Source organism: Sulfurospirillum halorespirans DSM 13726 (genome assembly GCF_001723605.1).
Classification (GTDB): domain Bacteria; phylum Campylobacterota; class Campylobacteria; order Campylobacterales; family Sulfurospirillaceae; genus Sulfurospirillum; species Sulfurospirillum halorespirans.
The window spans coordinates 345,518-372,256 of record NZ_CP017111.1 but is presented as its reverse complement, the minus strand read 5'-3'; the positions used below and the strand labels follow the sequence as shown (position 1 = coordinate 372,256).

Here is a 26,739-nt window from a genome sequence, read left to right as displayed (position 1 = left end):
AGTAAACGAATATTTTTAAAATTGTAAAAATATCACAAGGAACTTTTTCATTATTTCAATTCATACAAAAATTTAAAGCTACATCAGCATTTTTATGAGTCAACACTCTATTTTTCATCTCTTGGAACACAATCATATATTCATAGCAATAACTCATCTTTCGACTACCCAGCTCTTCTTTCGACATTTTTAGTAGCTTTTCAGATAATTTCATTAATTCATCGTTAGAAATTAACTCTAATCTATTTTTTTGTATTTCTTTATACTTTTCAGACTGATCTTCAATTGCTATCTTTTTGGCATTAAAATTTGAATATTTCTCAAAACATTGCATTAATTTGTTCTGTATTTGCTTTATATTTTCACTTCTATTTTCATAAATTTTTTTACCAATTTGATTAAATTCACATCCATCAAAGCGAATATATATCTCTTGTTTGGGATTAATTAAATCTAATAACTTTAAAAAATTCAAATATAAATTTGCCCAAAATGAAGTTGATTTAAATTCTATTGTTATTGGTATATCATAACTACAAAATGAACCATTTATAGTTGGTTTTGAGAATAACTGCCTAACTATTTTTTCTCCTTTTGAAATAACTAAGCTTTCAAGCTCCAAGACTTTTTTAAAAGCGTCCACATTTATTGCTTCTTTTGTTTCTTTATTTAAATAATTATTAACATCTTCTATATTACGTTTTGTAAAATAAATGCATTCTGACTTATAATTACCTATAGTTATCTTGGTTATTTCAAAATTAAATTTTCCTGTGTTTTCAATAAAAACTTCTCCTGTTTTTCCATCTTTCAATGAAAAACTTAATTGTGTTTCTTGGGCTATGATTTTTGCATTTTCATAAATTTCTTTTATGATGTAGTTAAATGAAACAAAAATTAAAGATAATACTATGGATTTAATCAAATATTTTTTTATTGAGAATTAATAATAACATTTTAGTACACCTCTTTCCGATGTGCCACACGAATGATCGTAATAACAAGCAACTCTCCCTCTTTGAGGTAAACAATACGGTAATCTCCAGCTCGTTTTCTAAACTTGCCTTTGTGTTTTCCCTTTAGAGCCTTATCACCTAAAAAATTACCTGCTTGGAGCTCTAAAATCTTTGTGGCGACAAACGCTTGAATGCTTTGTTGAAGCTTCAAAAACTCTTTTTGAGCATCTTGCTCAAAGGCAACTTTATACATTGATTCCTGCTTGTTTAAAGACCTCTCCCAAAGAGATTACGGTTGACTTGCCACTTTTGAGATTGTCGATGCGTTTGTCCGCCACCATCTCATCGAGCGTATCAAAGTAAAGCTCAATTGCTTTTTCGATCAAACTGGTTCGACTCTTATCCAGCTCACCTGCATATTCATCCAATGTGTCAATCATCTCTTTTTCGAGACGTATATTAATAGCCTGTTTCATACGTAGCACCTTTTATTTTGTAGATACAATTGTAGTGCATATAGCGTTACTTGTCAATAACTTTGCTATAATTTTCTGTTTTTCATGTTTGTGTCAAACAAGGAGCTTTTATGAGTATTTATGACTTTGAAGTGAAAACGATTAGCGGTGAAATCATCTCAATGAGTAGCTTTAAAAACAAGGTTTTACTCATCGTGAATGTGGCGAGTAAATGTGGCTTTACGAGCCAGTACGAAGGGCTTGAGCGTTTGTATGAAAAGTACAAAGACCAAGGGCTGGTTATCTTGGGCTTCTTTTCTAAAATTTTAAAAAAAGTATAATTAATAACAATTTTCTGTATTTCTGATATACTTCAAAAAAGTATAATTAAGAGTACAAAATGCCAAAAGCAAAAAAGCTCTCTATTTCAAAAACTTCAATCACTTCGTTAAAAGAACAAAATTATAAAAAACATTTTGATACAGTAGATTCTTCATTTGCTATAGAACACTATGGTACATATTTAATATATAGACACACTGGAGATTCAACAAATTTGCATGCACGTGTCTATCTATCTTTAGCTAATCATGTGGATTTTATTAAGGCTCTACAAAAAAAAGGTTCTAGCACAATAAAACCTAGTAGTAAAATTAATAAACAGAACGTACTAGACTTATTTCCGCAATATTCTAATTTTATTATAGATTCCTTATTACAGATAGTTCCAGAAAATTCAAATGTTTCGACAATTCGAGAGTGTTTATACGCTTGTGGTATTTTCTTAAAAGCAATGCAAAAAAACAGTATCTCTCTTGAGAAGTTACAAGATATGACGAATGAACATCAAGAAATAGTTTGGGATACTATTCTTGATCTAAAGATTAATCGAGCGAATAAGACACACTTAACTGCTTTTTTCAATCGTGTTTCTGAATTGGTACCTCACTTTACGAGCAGACGAAAAGCTGGACGTCGTATAAAAAAGCCTACGAAAGCGTTACCTACAACAACGCTGTATCAATTAGATATATGCGCCAGAAAAGAACTTAACTACATTATAAATAGAGCCAAAGAATATCAACAATGGATGGAAGAATTCCAAAAAATCAATCTTTTTAGTTTAGAAAATCTTGCAAAAACCTATTTTGATAATGTAGATCTCGGTAATAAAGGGACCTCATTAAATTTAATCATTAAAAAAATAGCCATGTTGCTATACAACATCGATTTACGATGTTGGGTTCGTTGCGTATCTCCTAGTGTTTTTCGATATAAAGACGGACAACAAGAAGAACAACATAAAAAACTTCTGATGATAGCTCAAGATGGAATGAATATTACGATTAATAGTGAAAAAATATTTGCTTTTTGGCATAAAGAATTAATCACAGATTGGCCATTTGATAGATCCATCAAAGAGTGTTATAAAACTCTATTTGTTGATGAAGCTTCTTTTATTGCAAGTAATTTCTACAAATTGGGGCTTAAGATAGCTGATTATACATCTAGGATATTACCGTCTATGCATGAGATTTATCCTTTGATACTCTATTTGCTCATTCGCAAAGGAGTGAATCCTGAGGTACTTCGAAGTTGGAAAGTACATAGTGATAATAACGGAGAATATCAACTAGGTGATAACACAGGACTTACAATTGATATACATGGCATTAAAAGTCGTAATAATACGCGATACAGAACAGTTATACAACATAACTCATTAACATTTGAATATTTAAGTTTTTACCTAAAATGGTTAACCCCTTTATGGGAAAGATCTAATCAAAATAATTTTTTTCTATATTTGAATTTTCTGGAACCTAAAAATAATTGTGTTAGTATTTGGACGAGAAGAAGATTTTTTGACAGTATCAAACGATCCAACCAATCTTTATACAAAAAATATTTAATTACAGATTCTATGGGGGAAAAGCTTGATTCAATAGATCATATGAGACTTAGAGTCAATAAGAATTATACCAACTACCTACATGGGCTAACTGAATATGAACGACAACTGAAAAAAGGGCATAAGCATATCAATACTCAAATACATTATGAAAACTGTGCAGAGTTTAAAGAAGGAAAGCTTTACAAAATCGCAAAAACTCAAGACAAGCTTGTTGGCATTTTTAGTGGTAAAATAATAATAGATGATGACCCAAAAATGTTTATATTTCAAGGACCATTAGCAAATTGTCAAAATCCTAAAAATCCAACTTTTCCCAATGCACCATCCCTACAAAGTGATGAGATATGTTCAGATTGGTTAAAATGTTTAACTCAATGCAGTCAAAGTTGTGTCATTCCAAAAATTCATGGCCCTGTTATTTTTGCATGGATCAAGTACATGGAAGAAGAAAAAGAAATTTTCCTAAGTGAAGCAGATTGGGAAAAAGAATATTTAATAGACTATCAAGCAGCGCTAAATACTATAGAAAATTTTACAACTTTTGAAAAAGAATATGCACTGCAAGAGATGAGGCATTATAGTACATTTGTAAGCAAAAAATTTCAACGTATTCGCAAACTTAATCTCAATGAGGTTGAACATGATACCACAACATATTAGATTACAACTCAAGCAATGTCATACGGTAAATGAAGTTTATCATCTGCTAAATCATTTAATGTTCCCAGGAACATTTAATACTTATTTTGCAAATAATCCACTTATGCTTCCGACTAGTATTTTAAAGCCATCAAAAATGCCTATAAAGCTAGAAGGCATTTTTGAGTTAGCATTTCGAGTTATTACTTTGCTTAAATTTCATGGCCATGTTGGTGACATCCCTCTAAACAGTGGGAAAAAAGCCTATTGTTACGATCTACACCATATACTTAAAAATATACAAAATGATTTAGGTTCCTCTATACAAAGGCTTGATGAAATTCCAACTACCAATATAGAAAAGTATTTTTACAATAAAATAGAAAAAGGGCTCTCTTTTTCTCACTTATCTATGAAACTCTTCAAAATTAAAGAATGGATAACGGATGCAAATTCGCAGCTACCTTATTTTTTAAGATTAGATGAGAGCCTATTATCTAATGCATCAGTTTGCTACAAAATTAACGCTGGTGCACAAGAAGAAGAAAGGCACCGTCAAGTTCTTGGGAGTAAAAGAACTCCATATCCTTTAGATCAACTCAAACCCGTTTTAGAAAAAGCAATGACATATATAAAAAATTATTCAGAGGATGTATTTTTAGTTGTAGAACAATATAAATATATAAAAACTCTCACGCAAGCAAAACAAAAAACACAACTACGATACCATTTTGCTAACACTACCCATCAATATAGCGAACCTGATTTATTAAAATTTCAAAAATTATGTCAATCTAAAATCAATCGTAAAAAAATCACTACAACACATCTACCTCCTATGAATGCTATGAAAAAATTAGAAGGCGCTTGTATATTAATTGTTACTCTGATGACTGGTATGCGGGCTAGCGAGCTGATGATATTAGAACGATTTCCTGTATTTAGACATGATGACCATGCCCATCTTACACGTATTGTACGAAAAACTGCAGCTGATGAGGGTGGCGAAGAAGTTGAAATGCCTATACCGTTAATTGCGAAGGAAGCCTTACTTATCCTATCTAAGATTGCACAAATCAAGGATTCACAAGAAACTGGGCCTTTGATTAATACGACCATCATGTATACGGGAGTCAAAGAACTATCACATGCATCTTATATAAGAGGTATACTCAAAACATACTATAATCTTATTAATGAAAAAAACCCACCTACGCCTCATCAACTTCGACATGTAATGGCCTTTATCATCGTATATTTGAATGATAAAGATGGCCTTGAACTTGCTAGAATATTTCTTGGGCATACGTCCATTAAGATGACTTTACGATATGTTGGACACTATAATCTTTATTATCAAAAAGTAATTAAAGACTTAGAAGAACAAGAAGCTAAACGTTTATTGCTTGTAATCTCAAAAGAAATTAAAGAAGGACATAAGCTTTACAATTATAAGGGAGAACATATCATGAATAACACTTCCTTCCTAGGCTCTTATGTTGAAGATTTTGCTGATCTTTTACATCAAGACTTACTTCAACTTGTACAAGAAGGAGAACTTGCCATTTTGCAAACTCCAATCTGCTTATGCATTCATGATAGAAGCAATCCAAATGAAATGGCATGTCAAAGAGGATTTAACTTGGATAGTTTTATAGGAGAATCGCCTCAACCCGCAAGATGCGAAGGAAATATCTGTTGTAGTTCTATTTTTACAGAACAACATATTAAAGAGTTGAAAAAACAAACTCAGCTTTTACAAGATCAATACCCAAAAGAATTACGTGAACGCCTTATGCAAAACACTTATTTTACAGATGAAAATTTAGAAGAAATGACAAATCCATATACTAAAATAATTAAAAAGTATGATGAAGATCAAGGAAGAGTTTCTAATGGCTAGACAATCCAAAGAACAAACAGATCTCAAGCTAAAAGCCCTCTGGGAAGCATTTGAAGATCTTAAAAAGAATTCTATTGTCACCAATGCTAATAAAATAACATTTGAGAATATATGTAATTTGGCTAACTCTTCCACGCATTCTCTTAATTTTCATACAAAAATAAGTTTAGCTTCGCTCAAACAACCAACAACTCAACCTTTTATTGAATTAAATCAAGCTATCTGTGAATATAAAAATGAACACAGTAAAATTAGAAATACTATCAGCTCTAAAATTAAAGAAGATACTAGAAAACTCCAAAATACAATAGATAATCTTCTTATACGTATTACTGAACTGCTCGATAATGAAATACTTTTAAAAGAAACCATTGCTAACAAAGATTTAACTATAAAAAGGCTCAAAGAAGAGCTTCAGACACTCAAACCAATGGCTAAGATTATATGACATTTGATTTGATAACAATACCCCATCCATCAATTAGAAACCGTAATGTTACGCATATTCTGATTGATAACGATATTGACCTGCCATCAACACGTTTTCTTACATATGAATCAAGATATGGTGGAAGGTTTTCATCTATCTCAGGAATATCGACGCATCGCGAACGGGCAATAAAATTAAGAGAACTTTTCAAGCATTTACATCAAATGGGATTGACATGGAAAACTGCAACAGAATCTGATATCAAAGCAATACGGAATAAGATGCTGCATCTTGATTCAAATGGTAATAAAGATAATTCAAATAGCAACAATCGTGAAAAACAAGTATCAAATAATTCAATGAATCTTAAATTGAATGTGTGGTTTAAATTTTATAAGCATATGGCATCTATTGGGGAATCATTCGATTTAGTTCTGACTACAAAAATGGTTCACTTCTATAGAAAAGATACCTTATTATCTCATTTACAAAAAAGAAAAAATTTCGATGATCAAAAAATTGAAGTCTGGGATTTATATGTCAAAAGCTCTCCAGAAAAACGATTATATCATGCTGTAAGCAGAACTGTATTCGAACATCTTCGTCGAGAATTACGTAAACAAGATATTGTTTTTGAGATGATTGCTTATTTAATGGTTGAAACTGGCTTACGTGTTAGTGCTGCATTATCTGTTACTCACGAAAGCTTTAAAAAATATTTTCAATATCTTAATACAGGACTTAGCATGGATAGTTGTATTAAGATGAGTTATATTGCAAAAGGGGATAAAAAATTGCAATGTGACTTACCAATAAGAACTATTGCAACGATACAAAAAGATTATCTCTCAAGATTGTATATTAAACGACTAAAGAAACACAGCAATCAAAGTAAAAAAGGGAAATTTAAATATACTCCAAATGCGATGTGGTTACTTGAAAATGGAAGAGAAGTTAATTATTCAGACATATATAAAGCTTTTTGTATAGCATCTATTGCTTTAGGAAGAAACGTTGATCGCATAACACCTCATTGGATGCGTCATACATGTGCCACATGGGCATTAATTGACTTTGCAAGAAGTCAAAATATTCCGCTGCAGCATACAGGAGTAAAACCCCACCCTTTATTTATACAACTCTTAGCTGAAAAATTAGGGCATGTAGATGAATCAACAACTATGAAGTATATTGTCTCTGCACTGGCTCTTATGGAAGTCACTAGTGGGTTAGGACCTATTATGTCATTTCAAACTTTTACACATGATAAAAAAGCCCAAGAACTCGTACGAGAAGAAGCAAAAATGGAATTTGGAGACAATTTTGATGAAAAGCGTTTTGATGCATTAAAATATGCACTCGCACGGAAAATAGTTGTTTATGATTTCTAAATACAAATTTTTGAAATGGATTCTCCACAACTTTAGCCACAGTCTCAACACTAATCTTTTCAAGTAAATCTTGCCGTTTTAAGAATTCCATAATAGTGTCTATTCGACGCTTAAGGGCAAAGGTATACTCTAAGTCTTGTTGATTTTTTGTAATGTCCGTAGAACCATGTATGGAGATTCTATCAAATCTATTCTCGATATCTAATTCATCACATCTTCTTCATTAGCAAAGGGATTAATACAAAGTAGTGTTTTTGATCATAGGGTGTCTTTTAGTGCTTTATCTCTTTGGGTGCTGGCAAGCTTAGTAGCTGTGTCTTTTTCTCTTCACTTATCTTTGAAAACAAGTTAATACCACTAAAGGTTTTTAACTCTTTAACTGAGATAACGTGATAAGCTTTTCCTGGTTCATTGCTGGTGAAGCATACTGCTGCTTATGAGAACAAGCGGTTAGTGCGGCATAGAGCACGAAAAATAAAGAAGTCAAAAATAATGCTTTTTTCATAAGAAAACTCTATCCAGAAAAAGATACTTTTTAAAGTGGATATTATCATATCATGGTAATATTTGTGGGTGATGTGGATCAAGCGAAAAACACATTATAAATAATTATAATGTGTTTATGCTGTTGTCAATGTCTATAATATTTGTTATGATACTTCGCTTTTTTACTAAAGCCTCAACGACTTCTTCTAAAATATTTGGATGTTGTTCTAACCTTTCCTGCAGATAATTAAATTGAATGACAAAAATTTCACTAGGAGAAAATATTTTAACAGTTTCAAAATAACAAATATTCGCAAAGTTTGCGTGTGCTCCAATACATTCACCAACTGTGTAATCCATTATTTTATTTGTTTTACCAAATTTTTTTAATTGTCCAGAAAGAAAAATATAAAGATTTAAAGGTTCTTCCCCTTGTTGATATAGTGTCTCGTTGCAATTATAACGTTTTATATATGCATATTGATAAACATTGTCACAAAAAACATTGTTTAGATTTAATAAATACGGGTTAAAATCATTATGTTTTGACAAATATACCCTCCATAATAAATAAGACTACCTTTTTGGTAGTCTTATTTATTTAGTGAACTTCTCTCCAGATTTTCACTTTCCAAGCATACGCTAGGAGTGTAAAGAGAACCATATAACCAATGAGTTTATACCCAAGATCTTCTCGTTCAGCTTTTTTGCGATCACCCACTTTTTCCATATAAGCAACCACTTGGTTTTGAGCTTTTTCATTCAAACCAACGCGTGGCATTGAAGTGCCTGCAAGCTGTTTTTGTGGATTGTTGATGAACGTTGTGAGGTATTCAGCCCCTTTGGAACGAATCATCATTGAAAGATCCGGTGGAAGTGTGCCCATATACGCCATCAATGCTGTTTTATCGGTTGTACTCATCACTTTGTCGTATTTAATATCATGACATCGTTGGCACGCATCAGCATAGACTTGTTTGTCATCAAGTGGTGTCACAGGCGCTATACTTTGAAGGTACGCCACAATGTCAGCAACCTCTTGATCCAAATCGCCACCCAGACCAAAGAATGCGATCATCGGGTGAGGACGAGATTCATTAAACTTATGCTCGACTTTAAGCGCTTTGGTTGGATCTTTAATCAAAGCGGCTAGGAAGTTTTTATCATAGATCGCACCTGCCGTGCTAAGATCAGGTGGTACAACACCAAATGAAGCCGATGCACTGGCATTATCCATGGGTGCTGCCATACCTTGTGAACTCACACCATGACAGCCAATGCAGCCCGCATTTAAGAAGGTTTCAGCCCCTTTTGCGGCATCGCCTTTTTTAGCATTAACCCCTAAGTCTTTAAAGGCAAAATCAGCAGGTGCAACATGAGGGTGCATTTGAGAATGCGCAAAGGGTTCAACACCCCAATAGACAACCGCGGTAAAGAAGATTACAATGGCTAATATCTTTAACTCTCTCATTTGCAACCTCCAGTATTACATTTACAGTTCGCTTCCATTTTCGTAATGATTGGAAGAAGAATAAATAAGACAAGAAACGTAATGGTCGCACCAAAGCCAACCCATGCGTTGTTGCCTGTTGGAGGAAGTTTGCCATAAACGGTTAAAACGATCATGTCAATTAACAGTAACCAGAACCAAACAAAAAAGAGAGGTCGTTTATGCGCTGGAGCTACATGATCGGTATTTCTATCAAGGAACGGTAAAAGCATAAAGATCACGTTTGCAAAACCAAACGCAGCCAAACCAATATCCATAGCAGCAACGCCAGCAATGTCAAAGAAGAAACCACGAAGCACTTCATAACTCCACAAGAAATACCACTCAGGGTAGATGTGTGCAGGTGTTTTCATATTGTTTGCAGGTTCAAAGTTAATTGGATCCATTGCAAAGTCATAGTGGAAACAGACCAAATAGAAGAAAATGGTAAGAGCAACACCTACAACAAAGAAATCTTTGGAGAGGAATACGGGCCAGAAAGGTACGACTTTAGATTCTACTTTTTTACCCTCAAGGTATTTTTTCGCTTCATCTTCAAAATCAAATTCTTCTGATTCTTGGTTATTCACATGCGGAACTCGTAAAGAGTAGAAGTGAACGGCAATGAGTAAAAGAATAACCAATGGCAATAAGAGTACATGTAACATGAAAAAACGTGTTAAGGTTGCATCGGCAACTAAGAAGTCACCTCTGATCCAAACCACTAAAGCTTCACCAATGAAAGGAATACCACCAAAAAGGTTGGTAATAACTTGTGCTGCCCAGTAACTCATCTGTCCCCATGGAAGCATATACCCACTAAAGGCTTCTGCTGAGAACATACCAAAAAGTGCCATACCGGTTAACCAGATAATTTCACGCCCTTTTTTGTATGAACCGTAATAGATGCCTGTGAACATGTGAATGTAAATGACAAGGAAAATGACGGAAGCTGAAACACCGTGGATATGACGCCACAACCAGCCGTACTCCACCTCTTGCATAATTGTGTAGTTGACACTGTCAAATGCTAGATTAATGTCTGGTTTGTAGTACATTAAAAGGAAGATTCCCGAAACAATAAGAATCATAAATAAAACCATTAAAACAACACCCATTGCCCAAAGGAAGTTGATGTTTTTAGGAATCCAATACTCAGTCATCATCACTTTGATGAACTTGTTGACGGCTAATCGTTGATCGAGCCAATCGATGAAGCCTGTCGCTTTTCTAATTTCTGCCACGTTTGTCTCCTTTACGCTTTCTTAGGAACAAGTTTTTTATACTCTGGTCCCTCTTCACCAAGAACAAGTATCAAACTCGCCACCATGACAGGCACACTTAAATTGTTTCGTTGAGGGTGTCCATGTTGGAATACACCCAAGATGGGTACAAAGTCCTATCATCACTGCATAGCTACTACCGCCTGCAACGATGTCCCGTTTCTCATTCTTTGGCATATCCGCACTTTTCTTCAAAATGAAAATCGGCTTGCCCCTCCATTGGATCGTTTGAACTTCTCCCTCTTTCATAGAAGAGAGATCAACGGTGATGAATCCAGCAGATTGTACGCTTGGAAGTGGGTCCCAAGTTTTTTTCATAGCACCAAGGGCTATTACGCCACCCGCCGCTGCAAAACCGCCGAATGCCATGCCGATAAAGTCTCTTCTGCTTGTTTCAACAGCCATTCTTTTTCCTTTCGTGTTGTTTAAATAGTAAGAGTCATGAATATCAGTAATTAAAAATGCGGAAAGATTGTGGTGAATTATCACCACAATCTTTATTTATAAGAAGCAATTACAGTTGCCACTGCTTTTAAATCATCTTCGCTTAATGCTGCTGCAATGGGTTTCATAATGCCTTTCATAGCACCACCTTCACCATTTTTATATCCATTAATAGAAGCTATGGTTTTAGATGCATCCCAACCAGCAATGATTTGAGATTTGTTTAATGCAGGTTTTGAAGCCTTCTCTCCATGGCAGGAAAAACATTTACTTTTGTATATTGCTTCTCCATCAGCTGCCATAAGAGATACAGCAGCCACCGATATAAGCAGACAAACTACTTTTTTCATTCTTAAGTCCCTCCATTCATTAATATTTTAATATATTTATAATAATAGAGTGACATTTTATAATAGAGCGAGTTTCTTTTTAGTCGCTTGATGAAAATAAATGCTTTAATCTTTAATAGCATACCCTAGGTTGCCAATAGTTTTAATAACATCATTTGCTATTTTTTTGCGTAATTTAAAAACGAGATTTTTAAGAGCTGAGGGAGGAGCTTCTTCATAAATATAAAGCTTGTCTTCGAGGATTTGCCTTGTGACTAAATTGCCTTTATGCGCCAATAGTATTTCAATAAATTCAATTTCTTTTTGTGTTAATGTAATAGCAATATTATCTTGTAAAAAAGTTTTGTTGGTATAGTCATAAAAGCTAGTAGTATTAATTTTGACAATAGTTTTTGATTTTTCAAGTAAAATACTTGCACTGCTTTCTAAGAGTCTTGTCAGATCCCCTTCTTTAATCGGCTTTACAATGTAATCCACTAATGAAAGTTTGATGGATTCTAATAGAAAATCTTTATCAGTATACGCACTTGTAACAATAATTGGAATATGGGGATTGTCTTTTCGAATACATTTAATGAGTTCAAGCCCATTTAATTTCGGCATTTTTACATCGGTAATAACGATATCTGGATGATGCTCATTATAAAGCATTAAGGCTTCTTCTCCATCAGAAGCTGTATAAACTTTGTCTACATACAACAATAGAACTTTTGCAAAACTATCTCTAAGATTTTTTTCATCCTCAGCAAGTAATAACGAACTATTTTTTAAAATAAATTCATATTTGTCTAACAAAAGCACCCTCCATTTTGAACCTTGCTTCAAGAAATTGTAACACTTTTTTTTCTAAAAGAAAGCTATAATTTGCATAGTGTACTGTAATATTGGTCACATAAAGGAATTTTAAATGATTGAAACTATCAGCTTCACGAAACGATATATTACTGCACTTTCTATCATAGCACTGCTTTCTATTTTAGCGTATTACAATCTAAATCACCTTATTAGTAGCCAATCTAATGATGGAAAAATAATTAATATCAGTAGTAAACAAGGAATGCTTTCTCAACAAATTGCTCTGTATGCCATCTATTATAAAACAGAAAATTTACGAACCAATATTATCCTCATGGAAGAATCTCATAATTTACTTATTTCTTTTCCTATGTCAAAAGAATTGAAAAAAATTTATTTTGAGGAACCTTTTTTCTTAGATAAAAATGTTAGAACATATTTATACCATGCAAAACGCTTTGAAGAAAATAGAGATGGAAGAAGTCTAACGTATATATTGCAAAACTCTCAAAAACTTTTAGACAATTTGGATCTTGCCACTTCAATCTATGTTGCAACAACTGAATCCAATACTATAAAACTAAAAAATGTTGAATTTTTTATTTTCATTTTCACCCTTGTAACACTTTTTTTTGAAGCGATATTTATTTTTAAACCTGCTACAAAAAGAATTACAGAAGTGACAAAAGAACTTATTAAACAACATGATTATGCCAACACAATTATTGAGTCTAATACCAATGCTATTGTAACGCTTGATGCAACACTTAAGATCCAAACATACAACCATATGGCAGAAAAGATATTTGGCTATACAAAAGAAGAAATTATCGGAGAACCTTTCTTCCAAAAAATAATTTTGAAAGAGTCGCTTCCCGTAGAACAAGAAGGTATTTTAAATTTTAAAAAAATTTTAGAGATTGAAAATAAAGAAGAAGTGCGAGAGATTAAAGCTATCAATAAAAAAGGGCACACATTTCCTATTCGAATTTCGTTTGGTATTAGTGGAGAAGAAAAGAATATGCTCATCATCAGTATGCAGGATATTTCCAAAGAAATTCTTAAAGATAAAATTATGATCCAACAAGCTAAATTTGCAGCTCTGGGAGAGATGATTGCCATTATTGCACATCAATGGAGACAACCACTTGCGCAACTTAGTTTTAATTGTATGTATATTAAGAAAAAACTCACAGATCCAGAACTTATGGAGGAGACTGCAAAAAATGAAGAAATTATTCAATTTATGTCAGAAACTATCACAAATTTTGAAAATTTTTATAAACATGTTGATAACACTATTTTTAATCCTACCATATCAATCAATCAAACACTTCTGCTCCTTGAATCTTCGCTAAAGCTCTATCAAATCAAGCTTATTCAAAAATTTGACTCAAAAATGAAGATTTTTGGTAATTCCAACAGCTTATCACAAGTTATTTTATCAATTCTACAAAACACGATTGATATTATTAAAATTTCTGAGATAGAAGATCCCTTTATTCATATAACACTTGAAGACTCAGATAAATTTGTTGTTTTAAAAATAGCAGATAACGCTGGAGGCATTCAAACACCTTTGATTAATGATATATTCAAGCCTTTTCATAGTAATAAGAATAAACTATCAACAGGTATTGGGCTTTATATGTCAAAATTAATTATAGAAAATCAATTTCATGGAATAATAACTGCTAAAAACATTAATAATGGTGCACAATTCAGTATATTACTGCCTTCTTGCTGCGATAATATGTAAAAAAGCCTCTCTTTTACCGCAAGTTTTTAATATGTAAAATTTCAGCGACTCAAAAGAAACTGACTCTATTATAGAATTCCATAGTCAACTTAAAGTGTTAAATTAATGTTAAATAGAAAGAATAAAGAGGATACTGGCCATATCAATTTTAGTACAGTTCATTTAGCATAAATCTTATGTTTTTAAAGGAGGAAATTATGGAAAGAGGTTTCAAACTTCTTTCATCGCTGGTGCTCTCTAGTACTTTACTCACCACAGCATCTATTGCTGCTGGTGGAGATGGTGCTTTAGATAAAGTGATGAAAGCAAGAGGTCTTAGCGAGGCGGATGTTGTTCGTGCTGCAAAGACTTATAATCCAACGGGTGTACATGATAAATACCTTGCATTTAGTTCAGGTGGGCAGTCTGGGCAGGTATTAGTATATGGTGTTCCTTCTATGAGGTTACTAAAATACATTGCTGTATTTACACCTGAACCATGGCAAGGATATGGTTTTGATGAAGAGAGCAAAAAAGTTCTTGATCAAGGCAAAATTCGAGGTAAAGATATTACTTGGGGTGATACGCACCACCCAGCCCTTTCCGAAACAGATGCTAAGGCCGATGGTAAATGGTTGATTATCAATGACAAAGCTAATCCAAGAATTGCAGTTATTGATTTAAGTGACTTTGAGACAAAACAAATTGTTGTCAATCCAGTTTTTAAATCTGAACATGGTGGATCTTTTTTTACACAAGATTCTGAATGGATTATTGAAGCCGCACAATATGCTGCTCCATTTGACAATAATTATCACCCAATTGAAGACTATAAAGAGAGTTATCGTGGTGGTGTAACTATGTGGAAGTTTGATCCTAAGCATGGTAGAATCCAAGAAAAAGACTCTTATACTATAGAACTTCCTCCCTACATGCAAGACTTAAGTGATGCTGGTAAAAAAGTAAGTCATGGATGGGGATTTACAAACTCATTTAACTCAGAAATGTACACAGGTGGAATTGAAGTAGGCATGCCACCTAACGAAGCGGGTATGAGTAGAAACGACACTGACTACCTTCATGTGTACAATTGGAAAAAGCTTGCAGAACTTGCAAAAGATCCAAAAAATGTTAAAGTGATCAATGGGCATAGAGTCGTTCCTATGGATATTGCTGTTAAAAATGATGCATTGTTTTTAATTCCTGAACCTAAATCTCCACACGGTGTGGATGTTGACCCAACAGGTGAATACATCGTTGTATGTGGAAAATTAGATACACATGCTTCAGTTTATAGTTTTTCAAAAATTCAAACATTGATCAAAAATAAAGATTATGCTGGTACAGATCCTTACGGGATTCCTATTCTTGATATGAAAAAAGCATTACATGGCCAGCTTGAATTAGGACTTGGACCATTGCATAATCAGTATTCGCCAATTGATGGAGAAATCTACACTTCATTATATGTTGATAGTCAAGTTGTTAAGTGGAATTTCAAAACATTGAAAGTGTTAGATCGTGTCAATGTTCACTATAACATTGGTCACTTGGCTGGAATGGAGAGTAATACTGCTGATCCTCAAGGTGAGTATATTATTGCACTCAATAAATTATCCATTGATAGATTTAATAATGTAGGACCTCTACATCCACAGAATCATCAATTGATTGATATTAGTGGTAATAAAATGGATCTTCTTGTTGATATGCCTATTCCTCTAGGTGAGCCACATGATGTTGTTACCATCCGTGCTAGTAAGCTTCATCCAAAAGTACGCTATGAGATGGGCACCAATTCTAGAACAGAGCAAATCAGTGAGGGTAAAACACTTGCAGGACAAGAGAGAATAGAACGTAAAGGCAATGATGTCAAAGTATATGCAACACTAGTACGTTCACATATCAATCCAGAGCGCATTACGGTTAACAAAGGTGACAATGTTACTATCTATATGACAAACCTTGAACGAGCAGAAGATGAAACACATGGTTTTACTGTGGATAATTATAATGTCCATGCATCAGTAGAGCCTGGTAAAGTAGCCACTGTGAAGTTCAAAGCTGATTTAGAAGGTGTATTCCCTTATTACTGTACAGAATTCTGTTCAGCGCTTCACCTTGAAATGATGGGTTATTTAATGGTTAAAGACCCTAATAAAAAATATGAAAGCGCACAAAAACTCAAAATGGCAACAATGAGCAAAGAGCAACTTAACGCGGAATACGACAAAACTGTTGCGGTCAATAAAGCAACAGATGATGTTATTCAAAGTGTTGTGAAATTCCTCAAAGAAAATCATTTCGAGAAACACGAGGTTGTTAAAAATCTTGTAACCGACGCACTTGATCAATACGGCAAAATTCCTGAGCAGAAAAAACTCTCAGATGCCGCTATCAAAGAAGGTGATTTTGAAAAAGCTGTCTTATTTGAAAATATGATCTGGCAATACATGGTTAAAACAGCAGATGTTGGAATTCGTGCTAAAGACTTACTTGTTAAATTTGTTGCAACCAAGCAGTCTCCAGAAGCAGCAAGAGGAGAAGTCGCCTTTAATGAAGGTGGATGTTCTGGTTGTCATGTTATTGGAAAAGTAAGTTCAGGTCCTGATCTTACAGGTGTATTGGGACGTCATGAAAATGGTGCAAAATGGGTAGCTGATTTTATCAAAAACCCAAAAGAGAAGTTTGAAGACCCTTATGTTAAAGCGATGATTGATTACTTTAACTTAAGAATGCCTGATCAAAACATGAAAGATGAAGAGGTGAAAAATATCATCGAATATCTTAAATGGGTTGACAGCAACGCCAATTTATTTTAAGAACATCAACCCACAAAGATTTAGTCTTTGTGGGTTGACATGTGTCAATGTTAAAAACAAGAATTCGAGATACACTATTTTTATCTAAAAATTTAACTTTAGTTTTTAGCTAAGGATATTAAGGAGAAAAGATGAATCAAAGTTTAATAAAATCAAAAATATTTGCAGGTATTGCATTTTTAATCATGACACTGTCATTTACCTTCCCAATGATAAGTTTTCATGGAGTATTGAATAAAATTGACGCTGGTCAACAAGAGGAGATTTCATCTTTCCAAAAGATGGTTTGGGGAATATACAATCAAGGTCGTTATAAAAGTACAACGACACCTAAAGACGCGCATAATAATTTAGACAAAATGATTACTAGCTCTTCTGAAATTGGTGTAGCTTCATTACCCATTTGGTCGTGTTCACTTGAAGCTCCAAATTATCCAAAAGAAGCATTCCCAGAAGGTATCCCTGTCTTTTTTCACTTTGATGGATTTAGTGGTGAAGTGCATGAGATGAATACTATTAACCACTATATTGGAATGGATCCAATGTGGAGAGGCGGTATTTTAGAGCGTGAAATTGGCATTTATGCCTTATTGTTTTTGAGTTTAATCATGGTTTATTTTATTGCTTATAACCACAAAGTCTTAAATTACCTTATGCTCATTCCAACGTCTTTACCATTGCTATTTATAGCGGATTATTCTTATTGGCTCTATTGGTTTGGACACAACCTTCATGATTGGGGTGCTTTTAAAATAAAGCCTTTTATGCCTACTGTTTTTGGTGATGGGAAAGTAGCGCAATTTACAACGCATTCTTATCCATCTATTGGATTTTATTGTTTAGTTTTTATTGGGATCTTTTCTTTGCTTGCTCTTTTATCAAGAGTTAAAGCAACTAAAGAGAGTGACGTAAGATAATTATTATGAAACAACTTCTTTGTCTTAGTCTTTTAGCATTGTCCTTACTCTATGCGAAGAGCGACTTTATATATGAAACTAGGGAAGAAGCCGCAGTTTATACAGGCCCTATTAAAGAAACACGCAGAAGTTCCATTCAAGATACCATCGATAATGCGAAAGAAGGCTCAATTATCAAGCTTAAAGCGGGCATTTATGAAGGTAATGTTGTCATTACAAAGCCTATTAGCATTATCGGTGTGGAAGAAGGTGTTATCTTAGATGGACTAGGTGTTGGAAGTGTCATAACTGTTAAAAGCTCTTACGTTACGCTTAAAAACTTAACCATTCAAAATAGTGGAGAAAGATCAGACATACTTGATGCTGCTATTAATATGAGTGGAGACACATCAACAGGAGCACTTGTTCAAAATGAAGTGAGTCAATGCAGAATCTTAGATTCCCTTTTAGGCATTAATATGGAAATTGTCAACCATTCGCTTATCAAGAACAATTATATCACCTCAAAAAATTATGAACTTGGACTTCGAGGTGATGGGATTAGATTGTGGTACAGCAATGACAATATGATTCAAAAAAACCATCTCTATCGCTCACGTGATATGGTTGTTTGGTATTCACATGGTAATACCATTGAAGAAAATTTAGCTGAATATGGAAGGTATTCCCTCCATTTCATGTATGCAGGTAAAAATTTTGTCCATAATAATATCTATCAATACAATTCGGTTGGTATCTTCTTTATGTACTCAAATGACACGATTGCAACGGGGAATGTTATAAAAAATTCTCAAGGAGCCACAGGTATCGGTATTGGTCTTAAAGATGCTTCAAATTTTACCATTGAGAATAATACAGTTGTTTATAGTGCCCAAGGAATGTACATTGATCGTTCTCCTTTTGAGCCAGATGCACATCTTTGGATTCGGAATAATAAATTCCTCTTCAATTCAGAAGCGCTGCATTTTCATTCTTTGTGTGAAAATGGCATCTTTGAGAACAATGTCGTCAAAGGCAATATTGAAGATGTTGTCAATGACTCACGCAGTAGCGATAATTTCAAAAATGAATTTACACAAAACTATTGGGACAATTATGAAGGTTTTGATACGAATATGGATGGGGTTGGGGATAACCCTTATCGTGTTTATCAGTATGCTGATAAATTATGGATGTACAACCCCTCTGTAAAATTCTTTTACGGTTCGCCGGTCATGACGTTATTAAATTTCTTGTCGAAGTTGGCTCCATTCTCAGAACCAATTTTCTTACTTGAAGACAAAACCCCTAAGTTTACAAATTAATTGGAGAGAAGATGGCATTACATGTAAAACAAGAAAGAAGAGAATTTATCCACTATTCTACGCTTGGCATTTTAGGTTTAGCACTCGGAGCTGGTGTTGTTGGTGCTCCTTATCTTAAAGCAAAAGAGACACGATTACGCCCTCCTGGAGCAGTTGATGAAGATAGATTTCTCTCACTTTGTATTAAATGTGGACAATGTTTACAAGTGTGTCCATACCACTCTATCAAGCTAGCAGATTTTGCAAAAGGCTATGGTATGGGAACTCCTTATATTGAAGCAAGAGAGCGAGGGTGTTACCTCTGTGGTGCGCTCCCATGTGTTCTAGCCTGTCCCACAGGAGCACTGGATCACCATGCCGAAAAACCTGAAGATGTGAAGATGGGAATAGCCGTTTTTGCATTTCCAGAGACATGTTTAGCCATAACAAGAACAATCGTACCTAAAAATCAAATAGAACGAATTTATGCTCATCCTCATACTAGAAGCCTCGAAGAAGATGTCCTAAAAAAACTTTCCACGTATGAAGGAAAAAACTGTACGATCTGTGCTGATATGTGCCCTCTTCCAAATCCTTTAAATGCTATTGAGATGATCGTAACAGAAGATGGAATTAAAAAACCACAAATTAACAAAGGGTGTGTTGGATGTGGAGTATGTGAGGAACTTTGCCCGGCATCGTCTCCTTCTATTGTTATTAAGCCCAGAGAGACGTATGAAACATACTATGTCAAGGATCAAAAATGAAAAAGAATTTTTTTCTTTGTTTATTGATTTTACTTACTTTCAATGCATGCTCTGATAAAAAAGAAGAGAAGAGCATTCAATCTGTTGAAAAAAATATCTCGCAACAGGCTGGAAAAATTGAAGTTGTCGAGAATGACAATTTCAAAGAACAGAAAGTCCAAGTTAAAAAAGATGATAGTAATGAGAGTAAAGTCTTTTATTATGACTATCATCAAGAGACAAAAGCAAACGCACAACTAGATGAAGAAAAAAACTATACACCTCTTGGCGCTGCCATCAAAGTGAGAAGTCCTTATGAACATGTTGAAGTAAGCATCTTAGTCAGTAAATTAAGTAAAAATTTTATAGTTAAATGCTCTGCTTGTCATGATGACTATGCAAATGGAATTATAGGTCCATCGCTTTTAAGTAAAGATAGCGAATACATTTTTAAAACGATTTCCCAATACAAAACGGGAGAAAAGAAAAATGTTTTAATGAAAGAGCTTGTTACCCAGATGGATGATAAAGAGATCAAAGCTTTATCCAATGAAATCTATACCTTTAATCAAGAAGTTAAAAAATTAAAAGAGAGACAAAAATGAAAAATATTATCGTAGGAATCATCACATTTGTGATTTTCGGAGCTATGGTTTATACAATCAGCCAAGGTACTGCATTTCAAGGTGGAAATGCGGCTAAAATTATTGAGAATGTGTCAAAAACTCAAAATACTGGATCTCAACCAAAAATACAAGCCCCTATGGAAAAAAGCGATAGAGATATTGAAGCGGAGAAAATTAAAGCTATGAAAGACAAAGCGGGTAATGTTTCAACGTTCAAAGTAAGTGATAACTACAAACGCAAATGTGCATCGTGCCATGGTGTTACAGGTGAAGGTGCTGTTGGACTTCCTCTGTTTGGACAAAGTGCTGAACAAATTTATACCAAGTTACTTGAATTTAAAAGTGGGAAAAGAGACAACCCTATTATGAAAAGTGCTATTTTAAATCTTAATGACAATGACTTTAAAGAACTTTCTACTGAAATTGGTGAATTTAAAGCAAGAGCTGAAGCAGCAAAATAACCAAAGGATATCCTGTGAGTAGTAAATACGAAGAACGAAAAACGATTGCCAAAACATCATTTTTTTCTACATTTTTTGATGAAACAAAAGAGGGAAAGAAGAGATTAAGTATCCGAGCTATCAGATGGCTGGTTATTATTAGTCTTCATCTTTTATTTTTTTTATCGTTTAAAATTGATATACAAATATTGGAAGGAACGCTCAATGGATCACGTTTTTTAGGGTTTCATCTTATTGATGTGTTCACGACATTAGAAGTTTTTGCAGCAACGTATCATATGCCAATCAATATGATTATTGGAACCGTGAGTATTTTAATTGTTTATTTGCTTATTGGAGGGAGGACTTATTGTTCTTGGGTATGCCCCTATGGTCTTCTTAGCGAAATAGGTGAAAAATTACATAGTATCTTGGTGCAAAAAAATATCATTAAAGAAAGAAGCTTTGATCATCGTATAAAGTATATTTTCTGGGGAATCTTTTTAATTCTTGCTTTTACCAGCGGCTACTTAGTCTTTGAGCTCTTTAATGTCGTTGGTATTTTAAGTCGCTTTATAGCCTATGGCTGGAGTGCTGCTTTAGCGTGGGTTATTACTGTCTTTTTAATTGAAGTTTTTTTCGCAAGACGCGCATGGTGTAAATATATCTGTCCTATTGGAACGACATACGGTTTTGTTGGGGTTGTGAGTGCTTCAAGGATAGAATGGAACGATAACTGCGATCATTGTATGGTTTGTCATGACGTGTGCTTTGAAAATCACGTTTTGGAAATAACAAAACCAAAGTATGATAAGCAACATAAAGAGCTTGGCATAACAAAAGAGATTGTTGCCAGTGGCGATTGTACACTGTGCGGACGTTGTATTGATGTTTGCCACACCGATGCATTACATTATACCTTTAGATTAAAGAATCTCCTATGATAGAAATTCACAATGTGAGCAAAAAATTCGGGAATGCTCTTTCGTTAGATAATTTATCATTGACATTCAAAAAGGATGATTGTATTGCTCTTATGGGGCCCAATGGTGCGGGGAAAACCACTTTAATCAGGCTTATATTAGGTTATTATCATCCTAATAGTGGCACGGTACTTGTCAATGGGCTTAATCCGATTCAGGAGAGAATACGTGTTTTACAAAACATTAGTTTTGTTCCTCAACTTCCTCCACCCATTAAATTAAATTTGGACGAGTTGATAAGTTATGCCTGCAAAAGCACAAAAATAGAAAAAAATGCCATCCTGCATTTTGCGAAAGAGATGGAGTTTGATCTAGAGCCAAATTTAAATAAATCATTTTTTAAACTCAGTGGTGGGATGAAGCAAAAAATGCTGATAGCAATCAGTTTGGCACGTCAAAGCGATATTATTATTTATGATGAACCAACCGCCAATCTTGATCCAAAAGCGCGAGACAACTTTCATCGCCTCTTAAAAAATGAAACACGTTCTAAAATTGCACTGTTTGTCACGCACCGACTTGATGAGATGAAAGAACTCGTCAATCGACAAATCTATATGGATTTAGGAAAGGTACTAACCGATGAACCCCTTTAAAACATTTTTTCTTCTTTTAATGACATTTTTTGTTTGTGGATGTGACAATAAGGTTGATTTGGGTCCAAAAAAAGTTCACTGGGATCGTGATATGTGCGAACGATGCAAAATGGTTCTCAGTGATCGCAAATTTTCAGCACAAGTTATTAATCCTGATAATGGGAAAAAGTATTTTTTTGATGATATTGGTTGTGTTATTTTATGGTTTAAAGAAAACAGTATTGGATGGAAAGAAAAAGCGGTTATATGGGTGAATGATGCTAAAACTGGAGAATGGATAGATGCACGAAAAGCATTTTATGATGTCGACAATATTACTCCTATGGCATATGGTTTTGGCGCACATGTAAAAAAAGAGGATATTGCAACCGATCAAGAAGTGGTTAATTTTGAAGAAGTCACAAGACGCGTTATTAAAATAGGGAAATGATGATAAAGCTAAAGACACGAATCACGTTTTTTGCACTCTTTATGACGCTTTGTGTCACGATAATGGCACAACTCTTTTACTTCTCATCCACGCGTGCACTGACTCAAGAAAAGCTTACATGTAAAGAAGCATTGAGCGCATTTGTGGGGCTTCCCGATCTTGCGCTTGTGGGTGAAGCACACTATGTTCGCCACCGCAGTCTCAGTGATGTGTTCTCCTATTTTAATGAATCGCCCGAGCTTTTAGAGTATTTTCCCTCCACTTTTGTCTATCAGTATGCGCCCAATTCTCAGCCTTCAAGGATCGAACGTGATTTTTAATATGAATTTTTTACTGCTGGATTACGCGATTCGCTCTTTGATGCGACGTTTTAGCAAGAATTTTTTTATCTTTTTGATTTTAAGCCTGCTGATTTTTCTGCTCGCTTCGGTTTTGATGATCGCCGATGCGATCAAGTTGGAGCTAAATTCGACGCTGAAAACCTTGCCGCAGATCACCTTGCAGCGTTTTATCGCTGGCAAACAGAGTGATGTTCCGATTGCGCGCGCCGAGGCACTTTTAGACATTGAAGGCATCAGTGCAGTGACACCACGTGTGTGGGGTTACTACTATTTTAAACCCGCAGGTGTGAACTTTTCGGTCGTGGGCATCGATGCGTATGAGGAGCAGTACTCGTCAACGCTTACGCTTTTGACCCAACATTTCGATATGAAACTGCTCGCCAATAAAGAGAGCATGATCGTAGGCGAAGGGGTGAAAAAAATCTTAGCAGAGAACTACTACACCGACTTTTTTAACTTTATTACGCCCGATGGTCAGTGGAAAAGAGTGCCGATTGCTGGGGTTTTTCATTCCGATCTTGCTTTGGAGTCAAACGATCTGATCATCCTTCCTAAAAAACTTGCCTACGCCATTTTTGGTATGGAGGAGAGCAAAGCGACTGACATTGTGGTCAAAGTGGCAAATGTCAAAGAGATTGCGACCATTGTGCAGAAAATCACCGCGCGCTATCCTGATATGCGCGCCATCACGCAAGATGACATCAGGGTGAGTTACCAAAATATTTTTGATTATAAAAGTGGCTTTTTTCTCTCCCTTTTTAGCGTCTGTGCGTTTGCCTTTTTCATCATCATTTACGATAAAACCAGCGGGCTAAGCTCCGAAGAGAAGCGGGAAATCGGCATTTTAAAGGCGATTGGTTGGAGCAGTGATGACATTGTGAAAGAGAAGTTTTATGAGAGTTTTATCCTCTCGTTGGGCGCTTTTTTACTGAGTATCTCGTGCGCTCTTTTTTACGTGTATGCACTGCAAGCACCGCTCTTGCGAAACCTTTTCATGGGCTATTCGGAGCTCAAACCCACCTTTTTGCTTCCCTTTAGTTTCAATCTTTCCATGGTGGTACTGCTTTTTTTACTCAGTGTGCCCATTTACATCGCCGCAACCTTGATTCCCTCATGGCGCGCTTCAAGTTTAGATGCGGACGAGGTGATGCGATGATACAGCTCCATGATGTGTGTAAAAGCTTTATGCAAGGCGATGAGAGCGTATTTGCCCTCACTCAAATCTCTTTACATGTAAAGCGTGGCGAGTGTGTGGTGCTCAAAGGAAATAGCGGCAGTGGAAAGAGTACGCTGCTTTCTTTAATCGCAGGACTTGCGCAACCCAACAGTGGCGAAGTGAGCGTGGATGGCAGGGAAATTTCAAAATTGCCTGAACAGTTTAGCGCCAAACTGCGTCGCCAAAAGATCGGGTTTATCTTTCAGAAATTTCATTTGATTCCCCATCTGACTGCTTTGGAAAATGTGATAACGCCCCTGATTCCTGAAAACCTTGCGCTCTCTCTTTTGGATGAAAAAGCCAAAACATCGATGGAACAGTGTGGCATAGCGCATAAAGCGCAGATGCGCGTAAACCGCCTCTCAGGAGGCGAGCAGCAACGCGTCGCCATTGCGCGTGCTTTGGTTAATAACCCTCTGCTTATTTTAGCCGATGAGCCGACCGCCAATCTCGATGAAAATCTCTCGCGTGAGCTGATAGCGCAGTTTGAAAGACTTAAACGCCAAGGCATTACGCAACTCATCGCAACGCACGATCCGCTCTTTTTTGAGCTTGGGTTTGTCGATCGTATCATCGAGATCAAAAACGGTGAACTGGTATGAGTTTGACACCTGAAATTATCGCGCTTTTAACGCTGGATGCCATCTTTTGCTTTTTTGGGCTCATCGCGTGGGTTGTGGCGTTTCGCATCGCATTTCACTGGAACGCCAAAGCAACGACACCCTTTCAATACACCCTTTCCAAACAGAGCTATTTGGGTGCCATCATCATCAAGTACATTTTTATGCTCAAACTGCCGCTGTTTGCCTTTTTTATCTACACGTGCGACAAACTCTCTTCCATCATCGCAGGAGCGATGTGTGCCGCAGGGGTGGTTAATTCGGTTGATTTTGGGCTTTATTTGACGCTGTTTAAACTGCTCAATCTCTACCTTTTTGGCTTTTGGTTGCTCCTGCATTATGCCGATGTTACTGATGAAAAACTCCCCTTTACACGACTCAAATTTGTGCTGTTTTTACTGTTTGCACTGCCTCTTTTTGCCGAAATTGCGCTTGAAGTCTCGTTTTTTTCCAGCCTTAACATCAGCAAAATCGTCAGCTGTTGCGGAACGCTCTTCTCTGCGGCAAGTGATTCGTACATGTCACTGCTTTTTGTGGTCGATGAGCGTGTTTGGGTTGGGCTCTTTTACGGCTCTTTTGGCATCACACTCTTGGCGTATGGACTTAAAAACCGCCTACTTTTGATTGTCTCTAATGCACTTTTCCTCATTTTTGCGATCATCTCGTTGATCATCTTTTTTAGCACCTATGTGTACGAGCTTCCGACACACCGTTGTCCGTTTTGTCTCTTGCAAAAAGATTATTATTACGTCGGGTACGCGCTGTATGCTTTCGTGTTTGCAGGTACGTTTTTGGGAATGGGAGGAGGTGTCCTAGCGCTTCTTTCACGAAGAACTCAGCCTCGATTTATGCGTTCTTCTTTGGCATTTAATACGCTCTATCTGCTTAGCATTTCCGCCTATCCGCTCGTCTATTTTCTACGCAATGGAGTCTGGTTATGAAGAAAAAAATAGGAGTTTTTATTCTCGTACTTTTCCCACTTCTTGCGCTGGGTGGTCTCTTTTGGTTTTTACATGTAAAGCATCAACTGCCCACGCAAATCGTCAATAAAGAGAAAATGCCTCTCGAATTTAAGGACAATACCGTTACCTGCGCGCTTTGCAATATGTACCTTGTGGGTAAAAAACACACAGCGCAGATCATCACGAACGATCTTAAAACGCACTTTTTTGATGACATTGGGTGTGCTATTTTGTGGCTCAAAGAGCAGAAGATTGACCCCGAAACCATTACGCTGTGGGTCTTTAGTACTGAGATCAATCGCTACATCGATGCGCTCAAAGCGTCGTACACGTTCACCGAAGAGACACCGATGCTCTATGGTTTTGCCGCCTACGAAAATCCAAAAGAGGGTATGATAGACTTTACGGAGATGCGTCTTCGCATGCTCAGAGGCGAAAACATGAGCGATCCAAAAATACGAAAAAAACTACTAGGAAGTTAAG

General features: G+C 35.5%; 28 protein-coding genes and 1 pseudogene. 20 read left to right on the top strand and 9 right to left on the bottom strand.

Annotation, left to right across the window (positions count from 1 at the left end; all coding sequences use genetic code 11):
- Positions 1-55: 55 nt before the first annotated feature.
- Genes SHALO_RS01885 through SHALO_RS01875 form a run of 3 tightly spaced genes read right to left on the bottom strand, consistent with a single transcriptional unit; the run spans position 56 to position 1,432 of the window.
- Positions 56-925, bottom strand: coding sequence for a hypothetical protein (locus tag SHALO_RS01885; protein WP_069477128.1), 870 nt, complete (start codon positions 923-925; stop codon positions 56-58).
- A gap of 32 nt (positions 926-957) precedes the next feature.
- Positions 958-1,209 carry a type II toxin-antitoxin system RelE family toxin gene (locus SHALO_RS01880; RefSeq protein ID WP_069477127.1) on the bottom strand — a complete coding sequence of 84 codons (252 nt, stop codon included), beginning with the start codon at positions 1,207-1,209 and terminating at the stop codon, positions 958-960.
- A complete protein-coding gene (locus tag SHALO_RS01875) occupies positions 1,202-1,432 on the bottom strand; it encodes a ribbon-helix-helix protein, CopG family (RefSeq protein ID WP_025343565.1) in 231 nt (76 codons plus the stop codon). The genes SHALO_RS01880 and SHALO_RS01875 overlap by 8 nt, the downstream gene beginning before the upstream one ends.
- A gap of 110 nt (positions 1,433-1,542) precedes the next feature.
- On the opposite strand from SHALO_RS01875, the gene SHALO_RS01870 reads away from it, so the two are divergent.
- Genes SHALO_RS01870 through SHALO_RS01850 form a run of 5 tightly spaced genes read left to right on the top strand, consistent with a single transcriptional unit; the run spans position 1,543 to position 7,689 of the window.
- The gene (locus SHALO_RS01870; protein ID WP_084010660.1) at positions 1,543-1,752 is read left to right on the top strand and encodes a thioredoxin domain-containing protein; all 210 of its coding nucleotides are present in this window, start codon (positions 1,543-1,545) and stop codon (positions 1,750-1,752) included.
- Between the two features lie 59 nt (positions 1,753-1,811).
- Entirely contained in the window at positions 1,812-3,986 is a 2,175-nt protein-coding gene (locus SHALO_RS01865; protein WP_069477126.1) for a hypothetical protein, read from the top strand.
- The gene (locus SHALO_RS01860; protein WP_069477125.1) at positions 3,967-5,868 is read left to right on the top strand and encodes a site-specific integrase; all 1,902 of its coding nucleotides are present in this window, start codon (positions 3,967-3,969) and stop codon (positions 5,866-5,868) included. The genes SHALO_RS01865 and SHALO_RS01860 overlap by 20 nt, the downstream gene beginning before the upstream one ends.
- Positions 5,861-6,316 carry a hypothetical protein gene (locus SHALO_RS01855; protein ID WP_069477124.1) on the top strand — a complete coding sequence of 152 codons (456 nt, stop codon included), beginning with the start codon at positions 5,861-5,863 and terminating at the stop codon, positions 6,314-6,316. The genes SHALO_RS01860 and SHALO_RS01855 overlap by 8 nt, the downstream gene beginning before the upstream one ends.
- Positions 6,313-7,689 carry a site-specific integrase gene (locus SHALO_RS01850; RefSeq protein WP_069477123.1) on the top strand — a complete coding sequence of 459 codons (1,377 nt, stop codon included), beginning with the start codon at positions 6,313-6,315 and terminating at the stop codon, positions 7,687-7,689. The genes SHALO_RS01855 and SHALO_RS01850 overlap by 4 nt, the downstream gene beginning before the upstream one ends.
- Before the next feature lie 609 nt (positions 7,690-8,298).
- On the opposite strand, the gene SHALO_RS01845 is transcribed toward SHALO_RS01850, so the two are convergent.
- The 6 genes and pseudogenes from SHALO_RS01845 to SHALO_RS01820 form a co-directional block, all read right to left on the bottom strand.
- The gene (locus tag SHALO_RS01845) at positions 8,299-8,727 is read right to left on the bottom strand and encodes a cyclic nucleotide-binding domain-containing protein (RefSeq protein WP_069477122.1); all 429 of its coding nucleotides are present in this window, start codon (positions 8,725-8,727) and stop codon (positions 8,299-8,301) included.
- Between the two features lie 49 nt (positions 8,728-8,776).
- On the bottom strand, positions 8,777-9,646 hold the full coding sequence (locus SHALO_RS01840) for a c-type cytochrome (protein ID WP_069477121.1): 870 nt from the start codon (positions 9,644-9,646) through the stop codon (positions 8,777-8,779).
- Complete coding sequence (locus SHALO_RS01835; RefSeq protein WP_025345608.1) at positions 9,643-10,908, bottom strand: cytochrome b; 1,266 nt, start codon at positions 10,906-10,908, stop codon at positions 9,643-9,645. The genes SHALO_RS01840 and SHALO_RS01835 overlap by 4 nt, the downstream gene beginning before the upstream one ends.
- A gap of 11 nt (positions 10,909-10,919) precedes the next feature.
- Positions 10,920-11,352 (bottom strand): annotated as a pseudogene (gene petA / locus SHALO_RS01830) (ubiquinol-cytochrome c reductase iron-sulfur subunit).
- Between the two features lie 92 nt (positions 11,353-11,444).
- Complete coding sequence (locus SHALO_RS01825) at positions 11,445-11,741, bottom strand: c-type cytochrome (protein WP_069477120.1); 297 nt, start codon at positions 11,739-11,741, stop codon at positions 11,445-11,447.
- A gap of 105 nt (positions 11,742-11,846) precedes the next feature.
- On the bottom strand, positions 11,847-12,536 hold the full coding sequence (locus tag SHALO_RS01820) for a response regulator transcription factor (protein ID WP_069477119.1): 690 nt from the start codon (positions 12,534-12,536) through the stop codon (positions 11,847-11,849).
- Between the two features lie 112 nt (positions 12,537-12,648).
- On the opposite strand from SHALO_RS01820, the gene SHALO_RS01815 reads away from it, so the two are divergent.
- The 15 genes from SHALO_RS01815 (at position 12,649) to SHALO_RS01745 (ending at position 26,738) form a co-directional block, all read left to right on the top strand.
- On the top strand, positions 12,649-14,295 hold the full coding sequence (locus SHALO_RS01815; protein WP_069477118.1) for a PAS domain S-box protein: 1,647 nt from the start codon (positions 12,649-12,651) through the stop codon (positions 14,293-14,295).
- Between the two features lie 197 nt (positions 14,296-14,492).
- Positions 14,493-17,096, top strand: coding sequence for a Sec-dependent nitrous-oxide reductase (nosZ, locus tag SHALO_RS01810; RefSeq protein WP_069477117.1), 2,604 nt, complete (start codon positions 14,493-14,495; stop codon positions 17,094-17,096).
- Between the two features lie 131 nt (positions 17,097-17,227).
- A complete protein-coding gene (locus tag SHALO_RS01805; protein WP_069477116.1) occupies positions 17,228-18,013 on the top strand; it encodes a cytochrome C in 786 nt (261 codons plus the stop codon).
- 5 nt (positions 18,014-18,018) lie between these two features.
- Complete coding sequence (locus SHALO_RS01800; RefSeq protein ID WP_084010652.1) at positions 18,019-19,317, top strand: nitrous oxide reductase family maturation protein NosD; 1,299 nt, start codon at positions 18,019-18,021, stop codon at positions 19,315-19,317.
- A gap of 11 nt (positions 19,318-19,328) precedes the next feature.
- Positions 19,329-20,063 (top strand): 4Fe-4S dicluster domain-containing protein, encoded by a 735-nt coding sequence (locus SHALO_RS01795; RefSeq protein ID WP_069477115.1) that lies wholly within the window; start codon positions 19,329-19,331, stop codon positions 20,061-20,063.
- Positions 20,060-20,647: a c-type cytochrome gene (locus SHALO_RS01790; RefSeq protein WP_069477114.1), complete on the top strand. Its 588-nt coding sequence runs from the start codon at positions 20,060-20,062 to the stop codon at positions 20,645-20,647. The genes SHALO_RS01795 and SHALO_RS01790 overlap by 4 nt, the downstream gene beginning before the upstream one ends.
- On the top strand, positions 20,644-21,129 hold the full coding sequence (locus SHALO_RS01785; RefSeq protein WP_069477113.1) for a c-type cytochrome: 486 nt from the start codon (positions 20,644-20,646) through the stop codon (positions 21,127-21,129). Before SHALO_RS01790 ends, SHALO_RS01785 begins: the two co-directional genes overlap by 4 nt.
- Before the next feature lie 14 nt (positions 21,130-21,143).
- Positions 21,144-22,052, top strand: a complete 909-nt coding sequence (locus tag SHALO_RS01780) for a NapH/MauN family ferredoxin-type protein (protein ID WP_069477112.1) — start codon at positions 21,144-21,146, stop codon at positions 22,050-22,052.
- Positions 22,049-22,687: an ABC transporter ATP-binding protein gene (locus tag SHALO_RS01775; RefSeq protein ID WP_069477111.1), complete on the top strand. Its 639-nt coding sequence runs from the start codon at positions 22,049-22,051 to the stop codon at positions 22,685-22,687. The genes SHALO_RS01780 and SHALO_RS01775 overlap by 4 nt, the downstream gene beginning before the upstream one ends.
- Positions 22,674-23,117 carry a nitrous oxide reductase accessory protein NosL gene (locus SHALO_RS01770; protein WP_069477110.1) on the top strand — a complete coding sequence of 148 codons (444 nt, stop codon included), beginning with the start codon at positions 22,674-22,676 and terminating at the stop codon, positions 23,115-23,117. Before SHALO_RS01775 ends, SHALO_RS01770 begins: the two co-directional genes overlap by 14 nt.
- Positions 23,114-23,437: a hypothetical protein gene (locus SHALO_RS01765; RefSeq protein ID WP_238585272.1), complete on the top strand. Its 324-nt coding sequence runs from the start codon at positions 23,114-23,116 to the stop codon at positions 23,435-23,437. The genes SHALO_RS01770 and SHALO_RS01765 overlap by 4 nt, the downstream gene beginning before the upstream one ends.
- Positions 23,427-24,614 carry an ABC transporter permease gene (locus SHALO_RS01760; RefSeq protein WP_069477108.1) on the top strand — a complete coding sequence of 396 codons (1,188 nt, stop codon included), beginning with the start codon at positions 23,427-23,429 and terminating at the stop codon, positions 24,612-24,614. Before SHALO_RS01765 ends, SHALO_RS01760 begins: the two co-directional genes overlap by 11 nt.
- Positions 24,611-25,276 carry an ABC transporter ATP-binding protein gene (locus SHALO_RS01755; protein ID WP_069477107.1) on the top strand — a complete coding sequence of 222 codons (666 nt, stop codon included), beginning with the start codon at positions 24,611-24,613 and terminating at the stop codon, positions 25,274-25,276. The genes SHALO_RS01760 and SHALO_RS01755 overlap by 4 nt, the downstream gene beginning before the upstream one ends.
- The gene (locus SHALO_RS01750; protein WP_069477106.1) at positions 25,273-26,235 is read left to right on the top strand and encodes a hypothetical protein; all 963 of its coding nucleotides are present in this window, start codon (positions 25,273-25,275) and stop codon (positions 26,233-26,235) included. Before SHALO_RS01755 ends, SHALO_RS01750 begins: the two co-directional genes overlap by 4 nt.
- Positions 26,232-26,738, top strand: coding sequence for a hypothetical protein (locus SHALO_RS01745; protein ID WP_069477105.1), 507 nt, complete (start codon positions 26,232-26,234; stop codon positions 26,736-26,738). The genes SHALO_RS01750 and SHALO_RS01745 overlap by 4 nt, the downstream gene beginning before the upstream one ends.
- The last annotated feature ends 1 nt before the right edge of the window (position 26,739 follow it).